The organism is Clostridium sp. NkU-1, assembly GCA_001312405.1.
Genome location: BBDR01000001.1, coordinates 15,119 through 33,424, shown reverse-complemented (window position 1 = coordinate 33,424; position 18,306 = coordinate 15,119). Strand labels below are relative to the sequence as shown.

Below are 18,306 nucleotides of genomic sequence, written 5' to 3'. Positions count from 1 at the left end.
GTTTATATGACAAGATTACACCGACAAAAAACACCCGGGAATATTCCCGGGTGCTGTTTATAAACAATAGATTTTTCTTATTCCATGGTAGCATACTGGAAGAACCAGTAACCATACGGAGAATACCATGTTCCCTTTAACTTAGGATCCTGTAACCAGAATTCATTCCTATAAACAATAGGAGCAATGGCAGCATCGTTAAGGATCATGTTTTCTGCCTCATGAAGCTTCGCATAATGTTCTGCAACATCAGCGGTAGAGTTTGCTTCATTGAGCAGCTTGTCAAGCTCCGGATTTTTGTACAAGGCATTGTTATTGCCGCTTGTAGACATCATTAAATTCAGCAGATTGGAAGGATCATCATAATCAAGACTCCATGCATCACGGGCAATCTGATAATCACCGGCACGGCGGGTAGGTGTAAAGGTAGCCCACTCAATGATCTTAATGTCCACGTTGATGCCAAGGGCTTCTTTCCAGCAGCTCTGTAAGTATTCAGCCACCGGTTTGTTATAGCCTGCGTCATTGGTCATGTACTCAACAATGGGGAAACCCTTTCCATCAGGATATCCGGCCTTTGCAAGAAGCTCTTTTGCCTTTACAACATCGGCTTCATAATCTTCAACGTTAAAGAAGTCGCCGCCGTTATTCTTCCGTGTTACATCCTCAAAAAAGGTTCCGCCCTCCGCATCTGAAACACCGCGGGGAACAAAGTTTGTTGCCGGAGCGCCAATTCCCTGCATAACAGTATTAGCCAGATAATCACGGTCAATTGCAAGGCTTAAAGCTTTACGCACATCCGGATTATTAAAGGGCTCTTTCTGGTTTTGGAAATCTATATAGGAAATACCCATGCCTGGTTCTACATGGAACTCTTCTTTGCCCTTAAGAGCAGGAATCTCCTCTGTAGGCACATCCTTAATCATGGACACTTCACCGGTCTGATAAGCACTGTAAGCCGCATTGGAATCTTCCATCAGAACGAATTTCAATGTATTTAAAGTAATCTTATCTGCATTCCAGTAATTTTCATTTCTTGCAAAGGTAATATGAGAACCTGGTACCCATTCGGTCATCTTTAAAGGTCCGTTGGAAATATAAGTCTCAGGCTTTAAACTCCACTGCTCCCCATTTGCCTCTACAGATGCCTGCTGTACAGGAACCATGGATGCATGGGTAACAAGCTTTGAAAAATATACACAGGGAGCGGATAATTCCACTACAAGTGTCTTGTCATCGGAAGCAGAAACACCAAGTGCATCCAGGTTTCCGGCTGCAGCCTCTTCATAGCCCTTTACATAGCCCAGCATATCTGCTGCATAAGGAGCCGCTGTCTCAGGATCTGCCAGTCTCTTCCATGAGTACACAAAGTCATTGGCAGTCAAAGGAGATCCATCACTCCATTTCAGACCGTCACGAAGGTGGAAGGTATAGGTCATCCCATCCTCGGATACATCATAAGATTCTGCCTGGCCAGGAACAATCTTGTTTTCTGAATCCACAATCATCAGGGTTTCAAATGCATGTACGATCACGTTCGCACCATCAGCCGCACTATTTAAAGCGGGATCAATGCTTTCCGGATCCGGGCCAACCTGAACTGCAAGGTCAAGGCCTCCTGATGTTCCTCCTGCGGGGGTCGTTGTCTCCCCGTTTGCCGAGGCAGTGGTACCGCCTGCAGATGGACCAGCTGATTTATTACCGCCGCAGGCAGAAAGAATCATGCCGGTTGCCATAACAGCAGCCAATACAAGTGACATTTTTTTTCATAAATTCCCTCCTACAAAATATATTAATCGGCACAGCAACACGTTGTACGCTTGTTGTGCCGATTAATTCTTAGCATAGCATAAAAACCATAAAATGGCAATGGAAATCAGTTTACTTTGTCCAGATGGTGGCATGCGGCATAATGGCCGGAAGAAACCTCTCTCCACTCTGGTTCTTCAGCAGCGCAAAGCTCATCTGCATAAGGGCACCGGGTACGGAAACGGCAGCCGGATGGCGGATTTACCGGGCTTGGTACATCCCCTTCCAGGACAATTCTCTTGGATTTACGGCTGGTTTCCGGGTCTGCGATAGGAATAGCAGAAATCAGGCTCTTGGTATACGGATGCACGCTGTGGAAGGTCAGTTCATAGCTGTCTGCAAGCTCTACCATTTTTCCTAAGTACATAACGCCGATCCGGTTGGAAATGTGCTTCACAATGGAAAGATCATGGGCAATAAACAGGTAGGTCAGGCCCATTTCTTCCTGAAGCTGTTCAAACATATTGACAACCTGTGCCTGAATGGAAACATCCAGCGCCGATACCGGCTCGTCACAGACAATGAACTGAGGATTCACTGCCAGGGCACGGGCAATGCCCACACGCTGACGCTGACCGCCGGAAAATTCATGAGGATAACGGTTTGCATGCTCTGAATTAAGTCCTACGGTAGAGAGCACGGAAATGATCTGATCTGTACGATCCTTTTTACTGGAAGCCAGATGATGGATGTCAATCGCTTCACCAATAATATCCCCAACGGTCATACGGGGATCCAGGCTGGCATAAGGATCCTGGAACACGATCTGCATCTTCTGACGGTAAGGGAGCATATTTACCTTGGTAATATCTTCTCCGTCAAAGAAAATCTTTCCTGCGGTAGGCTCATATAGCCTAAGCAGAGTACGGCCTGTGGTGGTTTTTCCGCAGCCTGATTCTCCAACCAGTCCCAGAGTTTCACCCTTTTTGATTCCAAAGGAAACGTCATCCACTGCCTTTACGACCTTTTTCTCAAATAACTTGCCTCCGGCAACAGGGAAATACTGCTGTAAGTTCTTAACCTCTACAAGATATTTATTGTCCATCATGCGTCTCCCTTCTGCGCCTGTTGTTTCTCAAAATCCTGTTTCTGAAGCAGCCAGCAGGCACTATAGTGAATATCAGATATATCCGTATACGGCGGCATTTCACGCAGACAAATCTTCATGCAGGCCCTGCATCTGGGTGCAAAAGGACAGCCTGCAGGCGGATTCAGCATATCAACAGGGCTTCCTTCAATGGGAACCAGCTTGTTATGTTCTTTTTCCGTAAGCTTTGGAATGCTTCGGATCAATCCTTTTGTATATTCATGGCTTGGATTATAGAAAATATCATTTGTATCACCATATTCCACCACTTTTCCTGCATACATAACTGCAATGCGGTCGCACATGTTGGCAACAACACCCAGGTCATGAGTGATCATGATGATTGCCATTCCAAGCTTCTCTTTGAGTTCCATCATAAGCTCCAGAATCTGTGCCTGAATGGTCACATCCAGAGCCGTAGTCGGCTCATCTGCGATCAAAAGCTTTGGTTCGCATGCAAGGGCAATGGCAATCATGACACGCTGACGCATACCACCGGACAGCTCATGAGGGTACTGCTTCAAACGCTTATCCGGCTCATTGATTCCTACCAGGGCCAAAAGCTCTCTTGCTCTTTCATTTGCCTGCTGCTTATTTTTATTTGTATGGAGCATGATTACTTCAGTAATCTGGTTTCCAATGGTATAAACCGGGTTTAAGCTGGTCATGGGGTCCTGGAAAATAATTGAAATTTCATTTCCACGGATCTTTCTCATTTCCTTCTCTGTCATCTGCTCAATCTGGTGGCCGTTAAACTGAAGGGATCCGCCGATCAAGCGTCCGGGATAAGCGGTAAGGCCCATAAGACTGTAAGCTGTTACAGACTTACCGGAACCAGACTCGCCAACAATGCCAAGAACCTCTCCCTCACGAAGATGAAGGGATACATCATTAAGAGCCTTAACTTCTCCTGCTGGAGTAAAGAAGGAAAGACGTTCATTTTCAATATTAACCAAATATTCACTCATTGATCTCTCCTCCTTAATCTTTCAGTTTTGGATCGAATGCATCACGCAGACCATCGCCCAACAGATTGAAACTTAAAATAATAATAGAAATTGCAAAAGCCGGCGCAAACAAACGGTGAGGATAGCTTTGCAGACCATTTAATGCGGCACTTGCAAGGCTTCCCAAAGAAGGCATGGGTGCAGCAACACCAAGGCCAAGGAAGCTCAAAAAGCTTTCCGTAAAAATTGAGGACGGAATCTGCAGTGTAGTCGTAACAATCAAAGTACCAATGCAGTTTGTAAGCAAATGCTTCTTAATGATATGACCACTGGAGGCGCCAAGGGCTCTTGCCGCGGTTACATATTCCTGTTCCTTTAAAATCAGGATCTGGCTTCGTACGATACGGGCCATACCCACCCAGTAAAGCAGGGCAAATACAACGAAAATACTGATCAGGTTAACACCGATGACCTGGATCCATTGAAAACCTGCCTTTTGGGACAAGGCTTTTAGAGGCTGGTCAAAGGCAACGGAGAGCAATACGATGATCAGAATATCCGGAACCGTATAAATCATATCAACAATTCGCATCATGATCATATCCACCCAGCCGCCGAAAAAGCCTGCGATGGAACCGTAAATGGATCCGATAAGTAAAATGATACAGGAAGCAATCAGGCCGACCATCAGGGAAACACGGCTTCCCATCATGACACGGACCGCATAGTCACGTCCCAGACTATCCGTTCCTAAAATATGAGGAAATACATCCTCTCCTGCATCCATGGCAGTCAGTTCCTTTTGGGAATACTGCATGGGAGCAAGATTTTCGCTTCCGCGGATCTGCTGCTCATAGCTATATGGGTAAAACTGAGGAACAATAAAGGACAATATAAATACAATAATGATCACAGCAAGGCTGACCATTGAAATCTTGTTCTTTTTAAGGCGCCTAATTCCATCCTTCCAAAATCCAACGCTCTTGCGCATGACAGTCAGGCTTTCTTTTTCTGCATCACTTGCCGGGAGAAAGTCTTCCACATTAAGCTGCATTGATAATTTATTCTTTGGCATCTTCTTTCTCCTTTCCCTTACTTCAGATTAATTCGTGGATCGATGAATTTATAAGCAACGTCGACAATCACATTCATGATAACCATTAAAGTAGCAAGGAAAATCGTAGTACCCATAATAAGAGGATAGTCACGTCCTGTAATGGAACCAATGAATTCAGATCCCAGGCCTGGAATCGTAAATATCTTCTCTACAATAAAGCTTCCTGTTACGGTATAGGCTAAAAGCGGTCCTAAGTATGTAACAACCGGAAGAATCGCATTACGAAGTGCATGCTTAAAGATGCTGACCATCTGGGAAAGTCCTTTCGCACGAGCTGTTCGCATGTAATCCTGTCCCATAACATCCAACATGGAAGAACGCATCAGACGTGCGATATAGGAGGACGGATAAAATGCCAGAGCCATTACGGGCATGATGTAGTTTTTCCACGATGCCAGTCCAAACGTGGGAAGAAGTCCCAGCTTCAAGCTCAAAACATACATTAAAATAGTACATACCACAAAGCTTGGTACCGCGATACCGCATGTACTGAAGATAATAATGATATTATCAACAGCGGTTCCGCGCTTGAATGCAGCAATACTGCCTAATGGAACACCAACAAGAACAGCAGTCAGGATTGCAATCCCGCCGATTCTTGCAGATACAGGGAACTTTGTTTCAATGATCATATTTACTGTACGGCCACGCTGTTTTACGCTCAATCCCAGATTGCCGTGAAGCAAATCCTTCATATAGGTCGTATACTGTTCGCTTAATGGTTTGTCCAGGCCGTACTTTTCATTAAGGGCCGCCTGGGCTGTGGACTGATAGCCTTCTCAGACATGAAGGGGCCGCCTGGCACCATATTCATGACAAAGAAAGTAACCGATGCAACAGCAAAGATGGTTACAATCGCCATAGCGATACGCTTTAAAATATATTTAGCCACTTTCCTCAACTCCTTTGGTATAGTGATGTTCGCTAATATGGAAACATCTGTCAATGGTAAACGGACACTGTCTTAAAAGAAAAATCCCATGGATACCCATGGGATTCCCCCCAGAATCCTGTTACAAGATTACTGCATCTGCTTTGCAACCTCTTCTGCAAAGTTGTCTTCCTTCTTTTCAAGACCTTCGCCAGTCTCAAAACGTACGAACTTCTTCACATCTACCTTACCGCCGACTTCCTTAGAAACCTGCTCTAAGTACTTGCCAACTGTTAAATCTCCGTCTTTTACATAAGCCTGGTCAACAAGACAGAATTCCTTTAATTCCTTGTTTAAACGGCCTACGATCATCTTCTCAAGAATGTTGTCCGGCTTATCAGGGTTCTCATTCTTAGCCTGTGCCTTTAAGATTTCTGTCTCATGAGCAATGAATTCCTGAGAAATTTCATCTCTCCTCACATACTTTGGTGTTAATGCAGCAATCTGCATAGCAATATTCTTTAAAGCTTCCTTTACCGCATCATTTACCACTTCTGCTTCCGCTTCAATCAAAACACCGATTCTTCCGCCACCATGGATATAATCAACAACCACACCGTCGGTAGCGATCTTTTCAAATCTTCTGATGTTCATATTTTCACCGATCACTGCGATCTGGCTGGACAGTGCCTGAGCAACGGTTAAGGAGCTGTCCTTTATCCATGTCTCTGCAAGGAATGCATCAATGTCATTTGCCTGGGAAGCAAGCACCTGAGCTGCAACATCTGCAACATATTCCTGGAACTGGGCGTTCTTTGCAACGAAGTCTGTCTCGCTGTTTACTTCAACAATTGCTGCAGACTTTCCGTCTTCGGTCACAACAGTGGTAACAATACCCTCTGCTGCAATTCTTCCTGCCTTCTTAGAAGCAGCTGCAAGTCCTTTTTCTCTTAAGAACTCTACCGCTTTTTCCATATCACCATCTGTTTGTGCGAGAGCTTTCTTGCAGTCCATCATGCCCGCGCCAGTCATCTCTCTTAATTCTTTTACCATTCCAGCTGTAATTGCTGCCATTTGTTTTCCCTCCATCAATTGATTTCATTGCTATTGCCCATGCTTTTCGGGCATAAAGGTATGCCTGCAGAGCGTTTATTTCATCTTTGATAATCTCAAAGGTCATTTTATGCACAGGAACCTTTTTCCAGTAAAAAAAAGCTTCGACCCGCTTCTCAAAGCAGGTCGAAGCATCCAATCGCCTGAATAATTAAGCTTCTACAGTCTCTTCTGTTTCCTGAGCTGCTTCTGCTTCTTCCGCTACTGCCTCGCCCTGGTTTGCCTCGATCACTGCGTCTGCCATTTTGGATACAATCAACTTAACGGCTCTTATCGCATCATCATTACCTGGAATCACGAAATCAAGTTCTTCAGGATCACAGTTTGTATCAGCGATACCAATTAACGGAATTCCCAGTGTATGAGCTTCCTGAACGCAGATTCTTTCTTTCTTAGGATCTACAACGAAAATCGCATCCGGAATCTTCTTCATATCCTTGATTCCGCCCAAGTTCTTCTCTAATTTCTCCCACTCTTTCTTAAGAGCGATAACTTCTTTCTTAGGAAGAACATCAAATGTACCGTCCTCGGACATGGTCTCGATCTGCTTTAATCTTGCAACTCTGGACTGGATTGTCTTAAAGTTTGTAAGCATACCGCCAAGCCATCTCTCATTAACGAAATACATTCCGCAACGCTCTGCCTCAGATTTGATAGCATCCTGAGCCTGCTTCTTTGTTCCTACGAAAAGGATCTTGCCGCCTTCTGCAGCAATATCGGATACTGCCTTGTAAGCTTCATCTACCTTTACTACAGACTTCTGCAGATCAATGATGTAGATGCCGTTTCTCTCAGTGTAAATGTATGGAGCCATCTTAGGGTTCCATCTTCTGGTCTGATGACCGAAGTGTACGCCAGCTTCCAAAAGCTGCTTCATTGAAATAACACTCATGTTATTACCTCCATTTGGTTTTACTTCCGCCCGCTTCTTTTGCTTCCGAGGAGACCGGTATCCGGCACCTTCCTCTGGAATCCGCAGGCGTGTTTTTTGTCAGCTTAGCCAGTATAGCATATCTTTCTACACGATGCAAGTATTTTTTTTACATTTTGTGTTCAAATTAAACACATACTGCCATATTTTGTGTACTTATGAATCAATTGGATGGGAAGGAATATTGACCGGTTCACAAATTAAAAACTGAACGTTTTTTTCTTTCACCTTTTACTATAAAAAAGAGCAGTTTTTCTCTCTGCTCTTTTTCTTCTGACATTGGATCTTACATATCTTTTATATCACGGCGTTCCTGTATATTTTTAACGTTTCCGGCCTTAATGGCTTTCAATTCATCAAACACCACATCATTCAATACCTTGATATAAGTTCCCTTCATACCGGAGGATCTGGATTCAATCACTCCAGCGCTTTCAAACTTCCGAAGGGCGTTGACAATAACGGAACGGGTGATTCCTACACGGTCAGCGATCTTGCTTGCCACCAGGATGCCCTCATTGCCATCCAGTTCCTCAAAGATATGGGTAATGGCTTCTAGCTCGGAAAAAGATAAGGTGCTGATTGCAGATTTTACAATCTGCACTTTTCTGGTCTCCTCCGCATTTTCCTCATTAACGGAACGCATCATTTCCAGTCCCACCACCGTAGTGCCGTATTCACTTAAAATGATGTCGTCTATATCATATTGGGAATCGGATTTATAAATAAACAGGGTTCCAAGCCTTTCCCCTGCAATGTCAATAGGTGTGATAATTGCCTGGTATTTTCTGATATTGTCACCAGTGAAACCCAGCGTTTCCAGATTAACGTTCTCCTTCGTTGATAAAATGCTTAGTAAACGCTCATTTAACATGGTATCAACATAACCGCCAACCTGGTCCGCGATCAGCTCCTGAATCTCCTCAATGTCCGGTGTCAGGCCAATGCCCAGCACCTTTCCCTTCTTGCTGATCACAAGAATATTCGAATTCAGGATCTCGGTCAGCACTTCACAGATATCGTTAAATACTACCTTATGCGAATTATTGTTATGCAATAATTTGTTAATTTTTCTAGTTTTGTCCAACAACTGTACGCTCATAGCCGAAAACCTCCTTAAGAATTTATGTGAAAAACTAAAATACACCTCTAATGATTAAATATTAACATTATTATATTCAAATAACAATAGTTTTTTGAAGATTTTCGATTTTCTTAATAATATTTCTTTTTTCCTATTTGTCAGCGCTATATCCGCATTGCTCATTCGAGCAAAGTAATTTGTTTCCTTTTTCAACCATGTAAGCACCGCACTTGGGGCAGGTTTTAGTGGAAGGCCTCTGCCAGGACATGAAATCGCATTCAGGATTCGCCTCACATCCGTAATATATTCTGCCCTTTTTGGTTTTCTTTATTACTACTTCTTTTCCGCATTTCGGACAAGGTACGCCGATCTTTTCCAGATAGGGCTTTGTATTCTTACAATCAGGAAATCCGGGGCAAGCCAGGAATTTACCATGAGGGCCGTACTTTATGACCATGTTCCGACCGCACAGCTCGCAGATTTCATCTGTCACTTCATCGGCGATGGTCACGGATTCTAATTCCACAAGGGCTTTATCTACCGCTTCTTTTAAATCCGGATAGAAGTTTTTCACAACCGTCTTCCACTGGACGGAACCATCTCCCACTCTGTCAAGAAGGTATTCTAAATTGGCAGTAAAAGTAACATCCACAATGCTTGGGAAGCTTTGTTTCATCATGCTGTTGACCACTTCGCCCAGTTCTGTCACATAAAGATTTTTATTTTCCTTTGCCACATAACGCCTGGCAATGATAGTCGTAATGGTAGGGGCATAAGTACTTGGACGCCCGATCCCCTGTTCTTCCATAGCCTTTACAAGGGCGGCCTCCGTAAAATGCGCCGGCGGCTGGGTGAAGTGCTGTCCGCTCTCCAGTTTATCCAGCTTAAGGATGCTGCCTTTTTCCAGATTGCCCAGCAATACATTGTTGTCTTCCTTATCATCTTCCTGTACATATACGGACATAAAACCGTCAAAGGACAGTCTTGACGCGGAAAGCGTGAAAACATAACTTCCGGCTCCCACTTTTACTGAAGTGGTCTCGTAAACGGCCGGCTGCATTCTGCTGGCTGCAAAACGTTTCCAGATCAGCTGGTAAAGCCTGAATAAATCCCGCTGCAGGGATTCCTTTACCATAACCGGGGTCAGGGCAATATCAGTAGGACGGATCGCCTCGTGGGCATCCTGGATCTTTGCATTGCTTTTTTTCGCCTGTTCCCCATTTGCCACATACTGGCTGCCATACTGCTTTCCAATATATTCTCTTGCCGCAATATCTGCCTCTTCCGCGATTCTGGTGGAATCGGTTCGCAGATAGGTGATAAGTCCCACGGTTCCATGTCCTGTGACCTCCACACCTTCATATAGCTGTTGGGCCAGACGCATGGTTTTCTGGGTTGAAAAATTAAGTACCTTGGACGCTTCCTGCTGAAGGGTGCTGGTAGTAAATGGTATGGGGGCTTTCTTAACTCTTTCCCCTTTTTTTACTTCTTCCACCTGATAAGTCTGATTTTCAAGACCTTTCAGTATTTCATCCAGTTCTTCCTTTTTACCAATGGCAATCTTGCCGTTTTATCACCATAAAATTTAGCAGTCAGAGGCTTTTTGCTTCCATCCTGCTTTAAAATGGCTTCCAGGTTCCAGTATTCTTCTGGAATAAATGCATTGATCTCTTCCTCCCTGTCACTGATCAGACGCAATGCCACTGACTGGACCCGGCCGGCGCTTAAGCTCTTTTTACCTTCGCCCAAAGGAGAGGACTGATCATATATCCAACCATACGGTCCAAAACCCTTCTGGCCTGCTGGGCATCCACCAGATCCATATCAATCGCTCTTGGGGTTTTTAAGGAAGTCTTTACCGCATTCTTCGTAATCTCGTTAAAGCTGATCCGGTACACCTGCTTATCCTTTAGTTCATCAAGCTTTAAAGCCTTCATCAGATGCCAGGAAATCGCTTCTCCCTCCCGGTCAGGGTCAGTTGCAAGATAAATCTTGTCGGCCTTTTTCACTTCTTTCCTAAGTTTGGCCAGGATATCGCCTTTTCCCCTGATTGTTATATATTTGGGATCAAAATCATGCTCCACATCAATTCCCATCTGACTTTTCGGGAGATCCCTCACATGTCCGTTAGAGGCATCCACTTCATAATTCGCTCCCAGGAATTTTTTTATCGTTTTTACCTTTGCCGGTGATTCCACAATTACTAAACAGTTCGCCATACCAAACTCCTCGCCTATAGTTTCTTACCATAATATTGATGGGATGTCTGCACGACACAGCCCTTCAGCTCTAATTCTAAAAGAGCGCTCATACAATCGCTGACAGACAATCCACTTAAAGATATAATCTTTTCCAGATTCATCGGTTGCAAATCTAGGCAACTATACACCATTTTTTCTTTTTTTGACAAGTCCGTTCTTATCTTTTTCATGAACTCTTAATATATTACCACCCTGTAATTTGAAATATTCCAGCACAGAATCAGGGCTTAACAAAATTCCAGCACCTTCGGAAATAAGCCGGTTACAGCCCGCGCTTAAGGGGTCTGTCACCCTTCCGGGAAGAGCAAAAATTTCTTTTCCCTGGTCAAGTCCCAGGTTTGCAGTGATCAGGGAGCCGCTTTTTTCCCGGGCCTCAATCACTAGGATCCCATCTGACAGCCCGCTGATGATCCGGTTCCTCATGGGAAAATTACAGGGCCTTGGCGCTTCGTTTGGCATAAACTCCGTAAGGATTCCTCCCTGGGCTGCCATCCGTTCATATAATCCATAATTCTCCCTGGGATAGCAGATATTGATTCCGCAGCCCAAAACTCCATAGGTATCCCCGCCGGCATCTAACGCTCCCTGATGGCCCGCACCGTCAATTCCCCATGCCAGTCCGCTGATAATCTGGATTCCTGCCCTGGAAAGCTCCCTTGCCAGGTAAGCGGCCATCTGTTTTCCATAATTGGTACAATTCCTGGCTCCGATTATGGAAACTGCAGGCCTTTCATCTTCGGGCAGCTTTCCTTTATAAAAGATTCCCATCGGGTATCCATAAATTGCAAGAAGCCGTTTTGGATATTCTTTGTCATAAGGCGTAACAAAATGAATTCCTCTATTTTCCAATTCCGCCAGCTCTGATCTGCAGGCGTCTTTCTTCCTTTTCATCTCCTCAAAAAGGGAAGCTTCTGTCTTTTTTTAGCAGCCCTGACCGTTCCAATTCTTTTTCTTCTATATTATATATTCCTTTATAGCTTCCGATGTAATCATAAAGTTTTTTTATTTTTATGGCTCCCAGAGCCGGAACATGACAAAGCCAGTATAAATACTCCCGTTCCTCATGACTGTCCATAAATTCCTCCCCAATATTTTTCTTCCATGCTGCGCAGTCCCACCGCCTCTGCCAGATGGTTTTTTCTTATTTTATCAGAGCCTTCCAGGTCTGCTATCGTCCTGGATACCTTTAATATCTTTTCATAGCCTCTCACACTGAGTCCCAGATTTTCGTATACCTTTCTTAAAAACTCCTGCTCCTCTTTTCCAAGACCGCAGGACAACTCAATCAGAGCCTTATTCATGGAACTGTTAAAGTATATCCCGCGGCCTTCAAACCGCTTTTTTTGAATCTTTCTTGCTTTCTCAACCCGTTTCCGTATGGATGCAGAGGATTCACCGCCTCTTTTTTCCTGCAACTCATCATATGTGACCGCTGCGGATTCCGCACAGATATCGATCCGGTCCAGCAGCGGTTTTGATATCCTGCTTAAATATTTGCGTACCTGCTGCTCTGAACATCTGCACCTTGTCCGGTCCGGAAAAAAACCGCAGGGGCAGGGATTTAAGGCTGCCGCCATCATAAAGTCCGCCGGGAATTCATATGCGCCGAACATTCTGGAAACAGTTATTTTCCGCTCCTCAAGAGGCTGTCTTAAAAGCTCTATGGTATTTCTTTGAAATTCGGGTAATTCATCCAGAAACAGAACGCCTCCGGATGCCAGGGAGATCTCGCCTGGTTTTGGTATCCGCCCTCCTCCGGCCAGAGCCGTTGGACTAATGGTATGATGAGGACTTCGAAAAGGCCGTTTTACCACCATAGGCTCTTCCTGGGAAAGCAGCCCGCATACGCTGTATATCTTTGATATTTCCACTGCCTCCTCCATTGACAGGGATGGCATGATCGTTGGAATTCGTTTGGCTAACATGGTCTTTCCGGTCCCCGCAGGCCCAATATAAAGAATGTTGTGCATTCCTGCCACCGCTACCTCTGTGGCCCGCCTTAAAAGGAGTTGGCCTCCAATCTCCGAAAAATCGACATCATAAGTCTGCCTCTGCCCCATCACCCCGCCTTTTATTAAACAGCCTGCTTTTTGTTTTTCCGGATAGTTCAGCTGCTCTGTTAAATCTTTCAGATGGCCCACTCCGATAATTTCCATTCCTTCTATTATTAAGCCCTCTCTGACGTTCTCATTGGGCAGAAAACACTGAGTCTTTCCGTCCTTTTTTTGCAGCCGCAGTAATGGAAAGCGCTCCCCTTACGGACTTAATCTCTCCGTCCAGCCCTAATTCCCCGGAAATCACGCAATGACTCAAAGAAGCAGGCCTAACCATGCCGGAAGCTGCCAGAATTGCAACCGCAATGGGCAGATCAAAAGCAGTTCCCTCCTTGCGAATGTCGGCAGGAGACAAATTGATAGTGACTTTTCTTGCAGGCAGCCGGAAACCGGAATTTCTTAACGCCGTTCTTACCCGGTCCTGAGCTTCCCTCACCTCAGAGGAGAGATAACCAACCATGGAAAAACCCGGAAGTCCATCGCTGACATCCGCCTCCACCAGGATAGGGACCCCTTCTACTCCCTTAATTCCCACACTATGAACTTTACTATACAAATACTGCCTCTCCTTTCATTATTCCTGCCCATGATTTCTGGGCATAAAGGTATACCCGCAGGGTGTTTCATTATTCCTGCCCATGATTTCTGGGCAGGGCCCACCCCGTTTTACCGGGTGTAAAGATATACCCGCAGGGTATTTCATTATTCAGTTTCATAAACAGCAAACCAGGAAAACATGCAGAAACGCATATGGAATGTTCCTGAACCGGAACCTGCTTTTATGATAACCGAAAAAAAGGGAAAAGACAATGGTTTTTCTTTCTTTTGCCTGAAACCGGAAAGGCTCAGGAATCCTTTAAACCATGGGAAAATTCAGGCATATAGGCCCGGTAACGGAGCGGCATATGATTGCGCTGGCAAACCGGATTTGTCCTTTCTTTAATGGAAACACTTTTTCTGAACCGCTGAAAAAGCGCCTCATATTCGTCTTCAGCCGACGCCTTTTTCATTCGTTCCTCCCACTCCGGTGAAATCAGATCCACCAGGAACCAGGGACGAAATGCCGGATGCAAAACTGCCTTTCTCCTGTTTTCATCATAGATAACCCAATTCTCTCCTGACAGGCGGTCCATAAAATGGGGCGCCAGAAGAACAAGCACATCATTCTTTGGTCCGATCCGGCTCACTAAAAGATCTCCCTCCATTTCCACAAAGCGCACAAAGCCTGTGAGCAGATGAGTCTCATTATCAATATTGCGGCACATTTGAAAAATATCGAATACCTCCTTAACCTGAAGCATAGAAACAACCTTTGCACAAAAATGAAAGCCGTAAATTAAAAAGCGGTATATCTTATCCCCACGGTCTCTTTCCTTGCTTAATGCAGCTTTATATACAGCAATATAGGCTTCCTCTGATATCTTTCCCCTGATAGCCTGTACTACCTTGTCTGCGTTCCGGGCATTGACCGGAACCTCTTCATACTGGCAGAACAGCTCCATGGTGTCCTCATCTCCCATAAGTTCCAGCTTTACATTCTCATGTCCCTTTCTGCTGGTCCATGCCGCATATATACCGCTTAGAATGCCTTCCACGCTGTTCTCGCACAAATAGACTGTCTTCATAGCCTGACTCCTCCCAAATCTGTCAAAGCGGGCACATTCCTATCATCAAACAAAGAAAGCTGGCGGAAGGTTCCCGATGAACCGATCTCCCATACCTTTCTCTGCTCCTCACCCACAAGGTGACTGGAAATATAGTCTTCCTCGATCTTGACCGGATACATCATCCTGCCGGAACAGGTAATAAAATAAAGTGCCCGCTTTAATACAACACCAATCTTTTTTAAGGCATCAAAATCAAGAGGACCATTCCTTCTGGCCGCAATAATACGCTTTACCGACTTCACTCCCATTCCGGGAACCCTCAGCAGAGTATAATAATCCGCCTTATTTACTTCCACCGGAAATAATTCCAGGTGACGCAATGCCCAGTCACACTTTGTCCAGAAGTACATTAAAATTAGGACGGTCTTCAGAAAGCAGCTCTCCCGCCTGAAATCCATAAAAACGCATGAGCCAGTCCGCCTGATACAGCCGGTGTTCCCGCAAAAGGGGAGGTCCCCCCGGAAGTGCCGGCAGACTGCTGTCCTGGTTGACCGGAACAAACGCTGAATAAAAGACCCGTTTTAAATCATAATTCTGATAAAGTGCCTCTGCCACCATCATCATCTGAAAATCATTCTCTCCAGTGGCCCCCACGATCATCTGAGTGCTCTGACCTGCGGGCACAAAGGACGGAACCTTTCCATATTCCATCAGCTCGTAACGGTTGGCCGCGATTCCTGTCTGAATCTGCTTCATGGGCGTTAGAATCTTGCTCCTGCTTTTACCGGGCGCCAGCTTTTTAAGACCGTCGGCAGTGGGAAGCTCCAGGTTGATGCTCATACGATCTGCCAGAAATCCTGTCTTTTCAATTAAGACCGGATCCGCACCTGGGATTGCCTTTACATGGATATAGCCGTGAAAATGGTATTCCTCACGAAGCTTTTTAAGGGTCTGGTAAATTAAGTCCATGGTATAATCCGCACTGTGAAGAACTCCTGAGCTGAGGAACAGCCCTTCAATGTAATTACGACGGTAAAACTGGATCGTCAGCTGGCACACCTCCTCAGGGGTAAAGGCAGTCCTTACCACATCATTGGAGCATCGGTTGATGCAGTACTTGCAGTCATAGATGCACTGGTTGGTAAACAATATTTTTAAAAGAGAAATACACCTGCCGTCTGCGGAAAAGCTATGGCAGATTCCCGCTGCCTTTGTATTCCCAAGAGTACCTGCCTTTCCTTTTCGGTCCACTCCGCTGGAGGTACAGGCAACATCATATTTTGCGGCATCTGATAATATTTCAAGCTTTTCCTGAACACTTAATTCTTCCTGAATCAGCATTTTTACACCTCGAACACACGTTCTTTTTCTTTATTGTAACATAGACAAACCATTTTTTTCAAGTGTTTTCGAATGTATGTTCTGGAATCTGAAGATTTTGCGCAATCAGGGCTATGAAAGTTCTTAATACCGCATGGGAATTGGAAGCCTATAAAAAGCAGCAGAAAAAGAGAAGGAATTATATGACATAATCCATCTCTTTTTCTGCTGTCTATTAGTAAACTTAAAATCCTTCTGTTTTGAATCCCTTCCGGTCAGTCCTTTGGCCGGTCCCCCGCATATCCATGAAATTCCGTCCTCTCCCCGCCGTCCGGCAGAATCCAAGGAGCAGGTTATGTAATTTCTTCTAAGGCTTAATACTATGCCTCTGCCCAAGGCTTCCCATAGTACTCCACGACAGGAAGATCCTGTACACCGTTATTTAAAAACAGAAGTTATGGACGCCCAGATATATTTGAAGATATTACCAATACGGTGGAAAATATTTCCGTCAGGATGAAAATCCTCATCCACCTTTAAATCTTCACTGTCCTCTTTATCTTTTATTTCTTCGGTACGAAGTATCATCTGAATGCTTCTGGGAGACGGATTTTTCGCCGATGTCATGGACATCGGAGATGCCTCCAGGTCAATGTTTAAAATGGTCGTATCGTCCATTGTATATTCATCCCATTTGTCATCAATCATCCCCTTGATGGTATTTTTTGCGTTTCTCAATACATCGGTCTGATCCAGCCCATTTCCCGCCTCATCTAACGTGCCTGCAAGGCCGTTTAAGGTTTTCTCTGTGCTGCTGTTTAGGGAATCACCTACTACCTTCATCTGGTTTTCAAGAGAGCGGAAAAATACATTCATGGAATCAATGCCTCTGGAGGCGCTGTCGGTCATTTTTCCAACATCATTTAAGGTCGCGATCAGATCATCATGGTGGCGGTTTAAAATACCATTTAATTCATCGGTTGAATTGATCAGATCGTCAGCCGTATCACAGATATTCCCTGTAGCAGTGGCTATGTCAATTACTCCGTTAATCGTTCCGTTTACAGGGCCTTTTAAAGAATGCAGGTCTGCCACCAGCATATCGGTCATCCCAAGCATTTTCCCCAAATCTCCGGTCAGTCCTGCACCGCTGTCAACAATCTGGGGAAGAATTGACGCCAGAGGAGCGGCTGCACCCAGCATTTCCTTGGATGCCTTAGAAGGGGTGGCAATACGGCCGGTTCCCAATGCAGAGGACAAGTAACTGGTAAGGGCATTGATTTCCTGAATGGAGTAGCCTTTTTCATTAAACAGGTAGGAGGATATCTCATCTTCGTCTATCAGCCCTTCATCCTTGATCTCCTGGATTAAATTCCGCAAATCTTCATCCTTAATCCCTGCCGTTGACGTACTAAGGGTATTGCTAAGCGCTGCCAGCTTAGGAAGCGCCTGCCCAAGAGAAGCAAGCTCATCTGCCAGCTGCTTCTGCTCAGCCGTCAGGGTATTTAAGTGCCCTTCTACTTTTTTTGACCTGGGCCAAAAAAGCCTGTGATTTTAAATCCGTCTGATTATCTTTTGCCATTTTTCGCAGTTCTTTCACTTCATCCCTTAAGTACCGGACGCTGTCCTGCAACTCTCCCAAATCAGGTGACAGGTCATCAAGAATTGCCACCATGTGATTTGTCTGGGTCCTGATCTCGTTTAAAGCATTTCCGGCATTCTGGGTGTGGTTGTAAAAAGGCCGCAGGGTCTGGGACAGATTGTCAAGAGCCGCCAGGGCTTCGTCCGCATTCTCATACACCTTGCCCTTGGAATCGGCAAATATCTGTCTGGTCTTATCAAGTCCTCTGAGGCCATCTGCCGTATCCGCAATCCCCTTTTGCATGTTCCCCATGGTGTCAAAAACCACATCCAGGCTGTCACTGATAGCATCCGCCGAATCCTCCATGGTTTCCTTGGCATCTCTTAAATCCGCAACCTTATCAAGCTGGCTTACGGTCAAAGGCACCATTGCAAAGACTATGCCGGGAAATTTAAAATCATCTGAACCGATGCGGATGGAATAATGGCCTTCCTCACCAGGCAGTTCAAAGAAAACAACCATA

At 45.0% G+C, this 18,306-nt stretch carries 15 protein-coding genes and 3 pseudogenes; all 18 read right to left on the bottom strand.

What is annotated here, in order from left to right:
* Nucleotides 1–77: 77 nt before the first annotated feature.
* The 18 genes and pseudogenes from JCM10519_RS00135 to JCM10519_RS24550 all read right to left on the bottom strand — a co-directional run bounded on the left by JCM10519_RS00135 (nt 78) and on the right by JCM10519_RS24550 (nt 18,305).
* Nucleotides 78–1,760: an ABC transporter substrate-binding protein gene (locus JCM10519_RS00135; protein ID WP_054737599.1), complete on the bottom strand. Its 1,683-nt coding sequence runs from the start codon at nt 1,758–1,760 to the stop codon at nt 78–80.
* A 116-nt stretch (nt 1,761–1,876) separates the two neighbouring features.
* On the bottom strand, nt 1,877–2,857 hold the full coding sequence (locus JCM10519_RS00130; protein ID WP_054737597.1) for an oligopeptide/dipeptide ABC transporter ATP-binding protein: 981 nt from the start codon (nt 2,855–2,857) through the stop codon (nt 1,877–1,879).
* A complete protein-coding gene (locus JCM10519_RS00125) occupies nt 2,854–3,864 on the bottom strand; it encodes an oligopeptide/dipeptide ABC transporter ATP-binding protein (RefSeq protein ID WP_054737595.1) in 1,011 nt (336 codons plus the stop codon). The genes JCM10519_RS00130 and JCM10519_RS00125 overlap by 4 nt, the downstream gene beginning before the upstream one ends.
* A gap of 13 nt (nt 3,865–3,877) precedes the next feature.
* Nucleotides 3,878–4,918: an ABC transporter permease subunit gene (locus JCM10519_RS00120; RefSeq protein WP_054737592.1), complete on the bottom strand. Its 1,041-nt coding sequence runs from the start codon at nt 4,916–4,918 to the stop codon at nt 3,878–3,880.
* Nucleotides 4,919–4,935: 17 nt separating this feature from the next.
* Nucleotides 4,936–5,852 (bottom strand): annotated as a pseudogene (locus JCM10519_RS00115) (ABC transporter permease).
* Between the two features lie 129 nt (nt 5,853–5,981).
* On the bottom strand, nt 5,982–6,905 hold the full coding sequence (gene tsf, locus JCM10519_RS00110) for a translation elongation factor Ts (RefSeq protein ID WP_054737590.1): 924 nt from the start codon (nt 6,903–6,905) through the stop codon (nt 5,982–5,984).
* 190 nt (nt 6,906–7,095) lie between these two features.
* Nucleotides 7,096–7,836: a 30S ribosomal protein S2 gene (gene rpsB / locus JCM10519_RS00105; protein WP_054737588.1), complete on the bottom strand. Its 741-nt coding sequence runs from the start codon at nt 7,834–7,836 to the stop codon at nt 7,096–7,098.
* Between the two features lie 325 nt (nt 7,837–8,161).
* A complete protein-coding gene (gene codY / locus JCM10519_RS00100; protein WP_054737586.1) occupies nt 8,162–8,977 on the bottom strand; it encodes a GTP-sensing pleiotropic transcriptional regulator CodY in 816 nt (271 codons plus the stop codon).
* 133 nt (nt 8,978–9,110) lie between these two features.
* Nucleotides 9,111–11,178, bottom strand: a pseudogene (gene topA, locus JCM10519_RS00095) (type I DNA topoisomerase).
* A gap of 14 nt (nt 11,179–11,192) precedes the next feature.
* Nucleotides 11,193–11,321: a hypothetical protein gene (locus JCM10519_RS24565; protein ID WP_347842899.1), complete on the bottom strand. Its 129-nt coding sequence runs from the start codon at nt 11,319–11,321 to the stop codon at nt 11,193–11,195.
* 19 nt (nt 11,322–11,340) lie between these two features.
* Nucleotides 11,341–12,111 (bottom strand): DNA-processing protein DprA, encoded by a 771-nt coding sequence (dprA, locus tag JCM10519_RS00090; RefSeq protein WP_347842633.1) that lies wholly within the window; start codon nt 12,109–12,111, stop codon nt 11,341–11,343.
* A gap of 4 nt (nt 12,112–12,115) precedes the next feature.
* Nucleotides 12,116–12,295: a hypothetical protein gene (locus JCM10519_RS24560; RefSeq protein ID WP_347842632.1), complete on the bottom strand. Its 180-nt coding sequence runs from the start codon at nt 12,293–12,295 to the stop codon at nt 12,116–12,118.
* The gene (locus JCM10519_RS00085) at nt 12,282–13,418 is read right to left on the bottom strand and encodes a YifB family Mg chelatase-like AAA ATPase (protein WP_347842898.1); all 1,137 of its coding nucleotides are present in this window, start codon (nt 13,416–13,418) and stop codon (nt 12,282–12,284) included. Before JCM10519_RS00085 ends, JCM10519_RS24560 begins: the two co-directional genes overlap by 14 nt.
* Nucleotides 13,408–13,830: a magnesium chelatase domain-containing protein gene (locus JCM10519_RS00080; RefSeq protein ID WP_347842631.1), complete on the bottom strand. Its 423-nt coding sequence runs from the start codon at nt 13,828–13,830 to the stop codon at nt 13,408–13,410. Before JCM10519_RS00080 ends, JCM10519_RS00085 begins: the two co-directional genes overlap by 11 nt.
* Nucleotides 13,831–14,119: 289 nt before the next feature.
* A complete protein-coding gene (locus JCM10519_RS00075) occupies nt 14,120–14,899 on the bottom strand; it encodes a TIGR03915 family putative DNA repair protein (RefSeq protein ID WP_054737581.1) in 780 nt (259 codons plus the stop codon).
* Nucleotides 14,896–16,222, bottom strand: a pseudogene (locus JCM10519_RS00070) (putative DNA modification/repair radical SAM protein). The gene JCM10519_RS00075 and the pseudogene JCM10519_RS00070 overlap by 4 nt, the downstream one beginning before the upstream one ends.
* Before the next feature lie 417 nt (nt 16,223–16,639).
* On the bottom strand, nt 16,640–17,581 hold the full coding sequence (locus JCM10519_RS24555; protein ID WP_347842630.1) for a hypothetical protein: 942 nt from the start codon (nt 17,579–17,581) through the stop codon (nt 16,640–16,642).
* A 109-nt stretch (nt 17,582–17,690) separates the two neighbouring features.
* Nucleotides 17,691–18,305 carry a hypothetical protein gene (locus tag JCM10519_RS24550; protein WP_347842629.1) on the bottom strand — a complete coding sequence of 205 codons (615 nt, stop codon included), beginning with the start codon at nt 18,303–18,305 and terminating at the stop codon, nt 17,691–17,693.
* Nucleotide 18,306 lies beyond the last annotated feature (1 nt).

Coding starts and splice junctions, on each gene's coding strand:
- JCM10519_RS24565 (WP_347842899.1), bottom strand. CDS start 11,321: ATGAATCTGGAAAAGATTATATCTTTAAGTGGATTGTCTGTCAGCGAT.
- dprA (WP_347842633.1), bottom strand. CDS start 12,111: ATGAAAAGGAAGAAAGACGCCTGCAGATCAGAGCTGGCGGAATTGGAA.
- JCM10519_RS24550 (WP_347842629.1), bottom strand. CDS start 18,305: ATGGTTGTTTTCTTTGAACTGCCTGGTGAGGAAGGCCATTATTCCATC.
- rpsB (WP_054737588.1), bottom strand. CDS start 7,836: ATGAGTGTTATTTCAATGAAGCAGCTTTTGGAAGCTGGCGTACACTTC.
- JCM10519_RS00130 (WP_054737597.1), bottom strand. CDS start 2,857: ATGATGGACAATAAATATCTTGTAGAGGTTAAGAACTTACAGCAGTAT.
- JCM10519_RS24560 (WP_347842632.1), bottom strand. CDS start 12,295: ATGGACAGTCATGAGGAACGGGAGTATTTATACTGGCTTTGTCATGTT.
- JCM10519_RS00135 (WP_054737599.1), bottom strand. CDS start 1,760: ATGTCACTTGTATTGGCTGCTGTTATGGCAACCGGCATGATTCTTTCT.
- tsf (WP_054737590.1), bottom strand. CDS start 6,905: ATGGCAGCAATTACAGCTGGAATGGTAAAAGAATTAAGAGAGATGACT.
- JCM10519_RS00120 (WP_054737592.1), bottom strand. CDS start 4,918: ATGCCAAAGAATAAATTATCAATGCAGCTTAATGTGGAAGACTTTCTC.
- JCM10519_RS00125 (WP_054737595.1), bottom strand. CDS start 3,864: ATGAGTGAATATTTGGTTAATATTGAAAATGAACGTCTTTCCTTCTTT.
- codY (WP_054737586.1), bottom strand. CDS start 8,977: ATGAGCGTACAGTTGTTGGACAAAACTAGAAAAATTAACAAATTATTG.
- JCM10519_RS00075 (WP_054737581.1), bottom strand. CDS start 14,899: ATGAAGACAGTCTATTTGTGCGAGAACAGCGTGGAAGGCATTCTAAGC.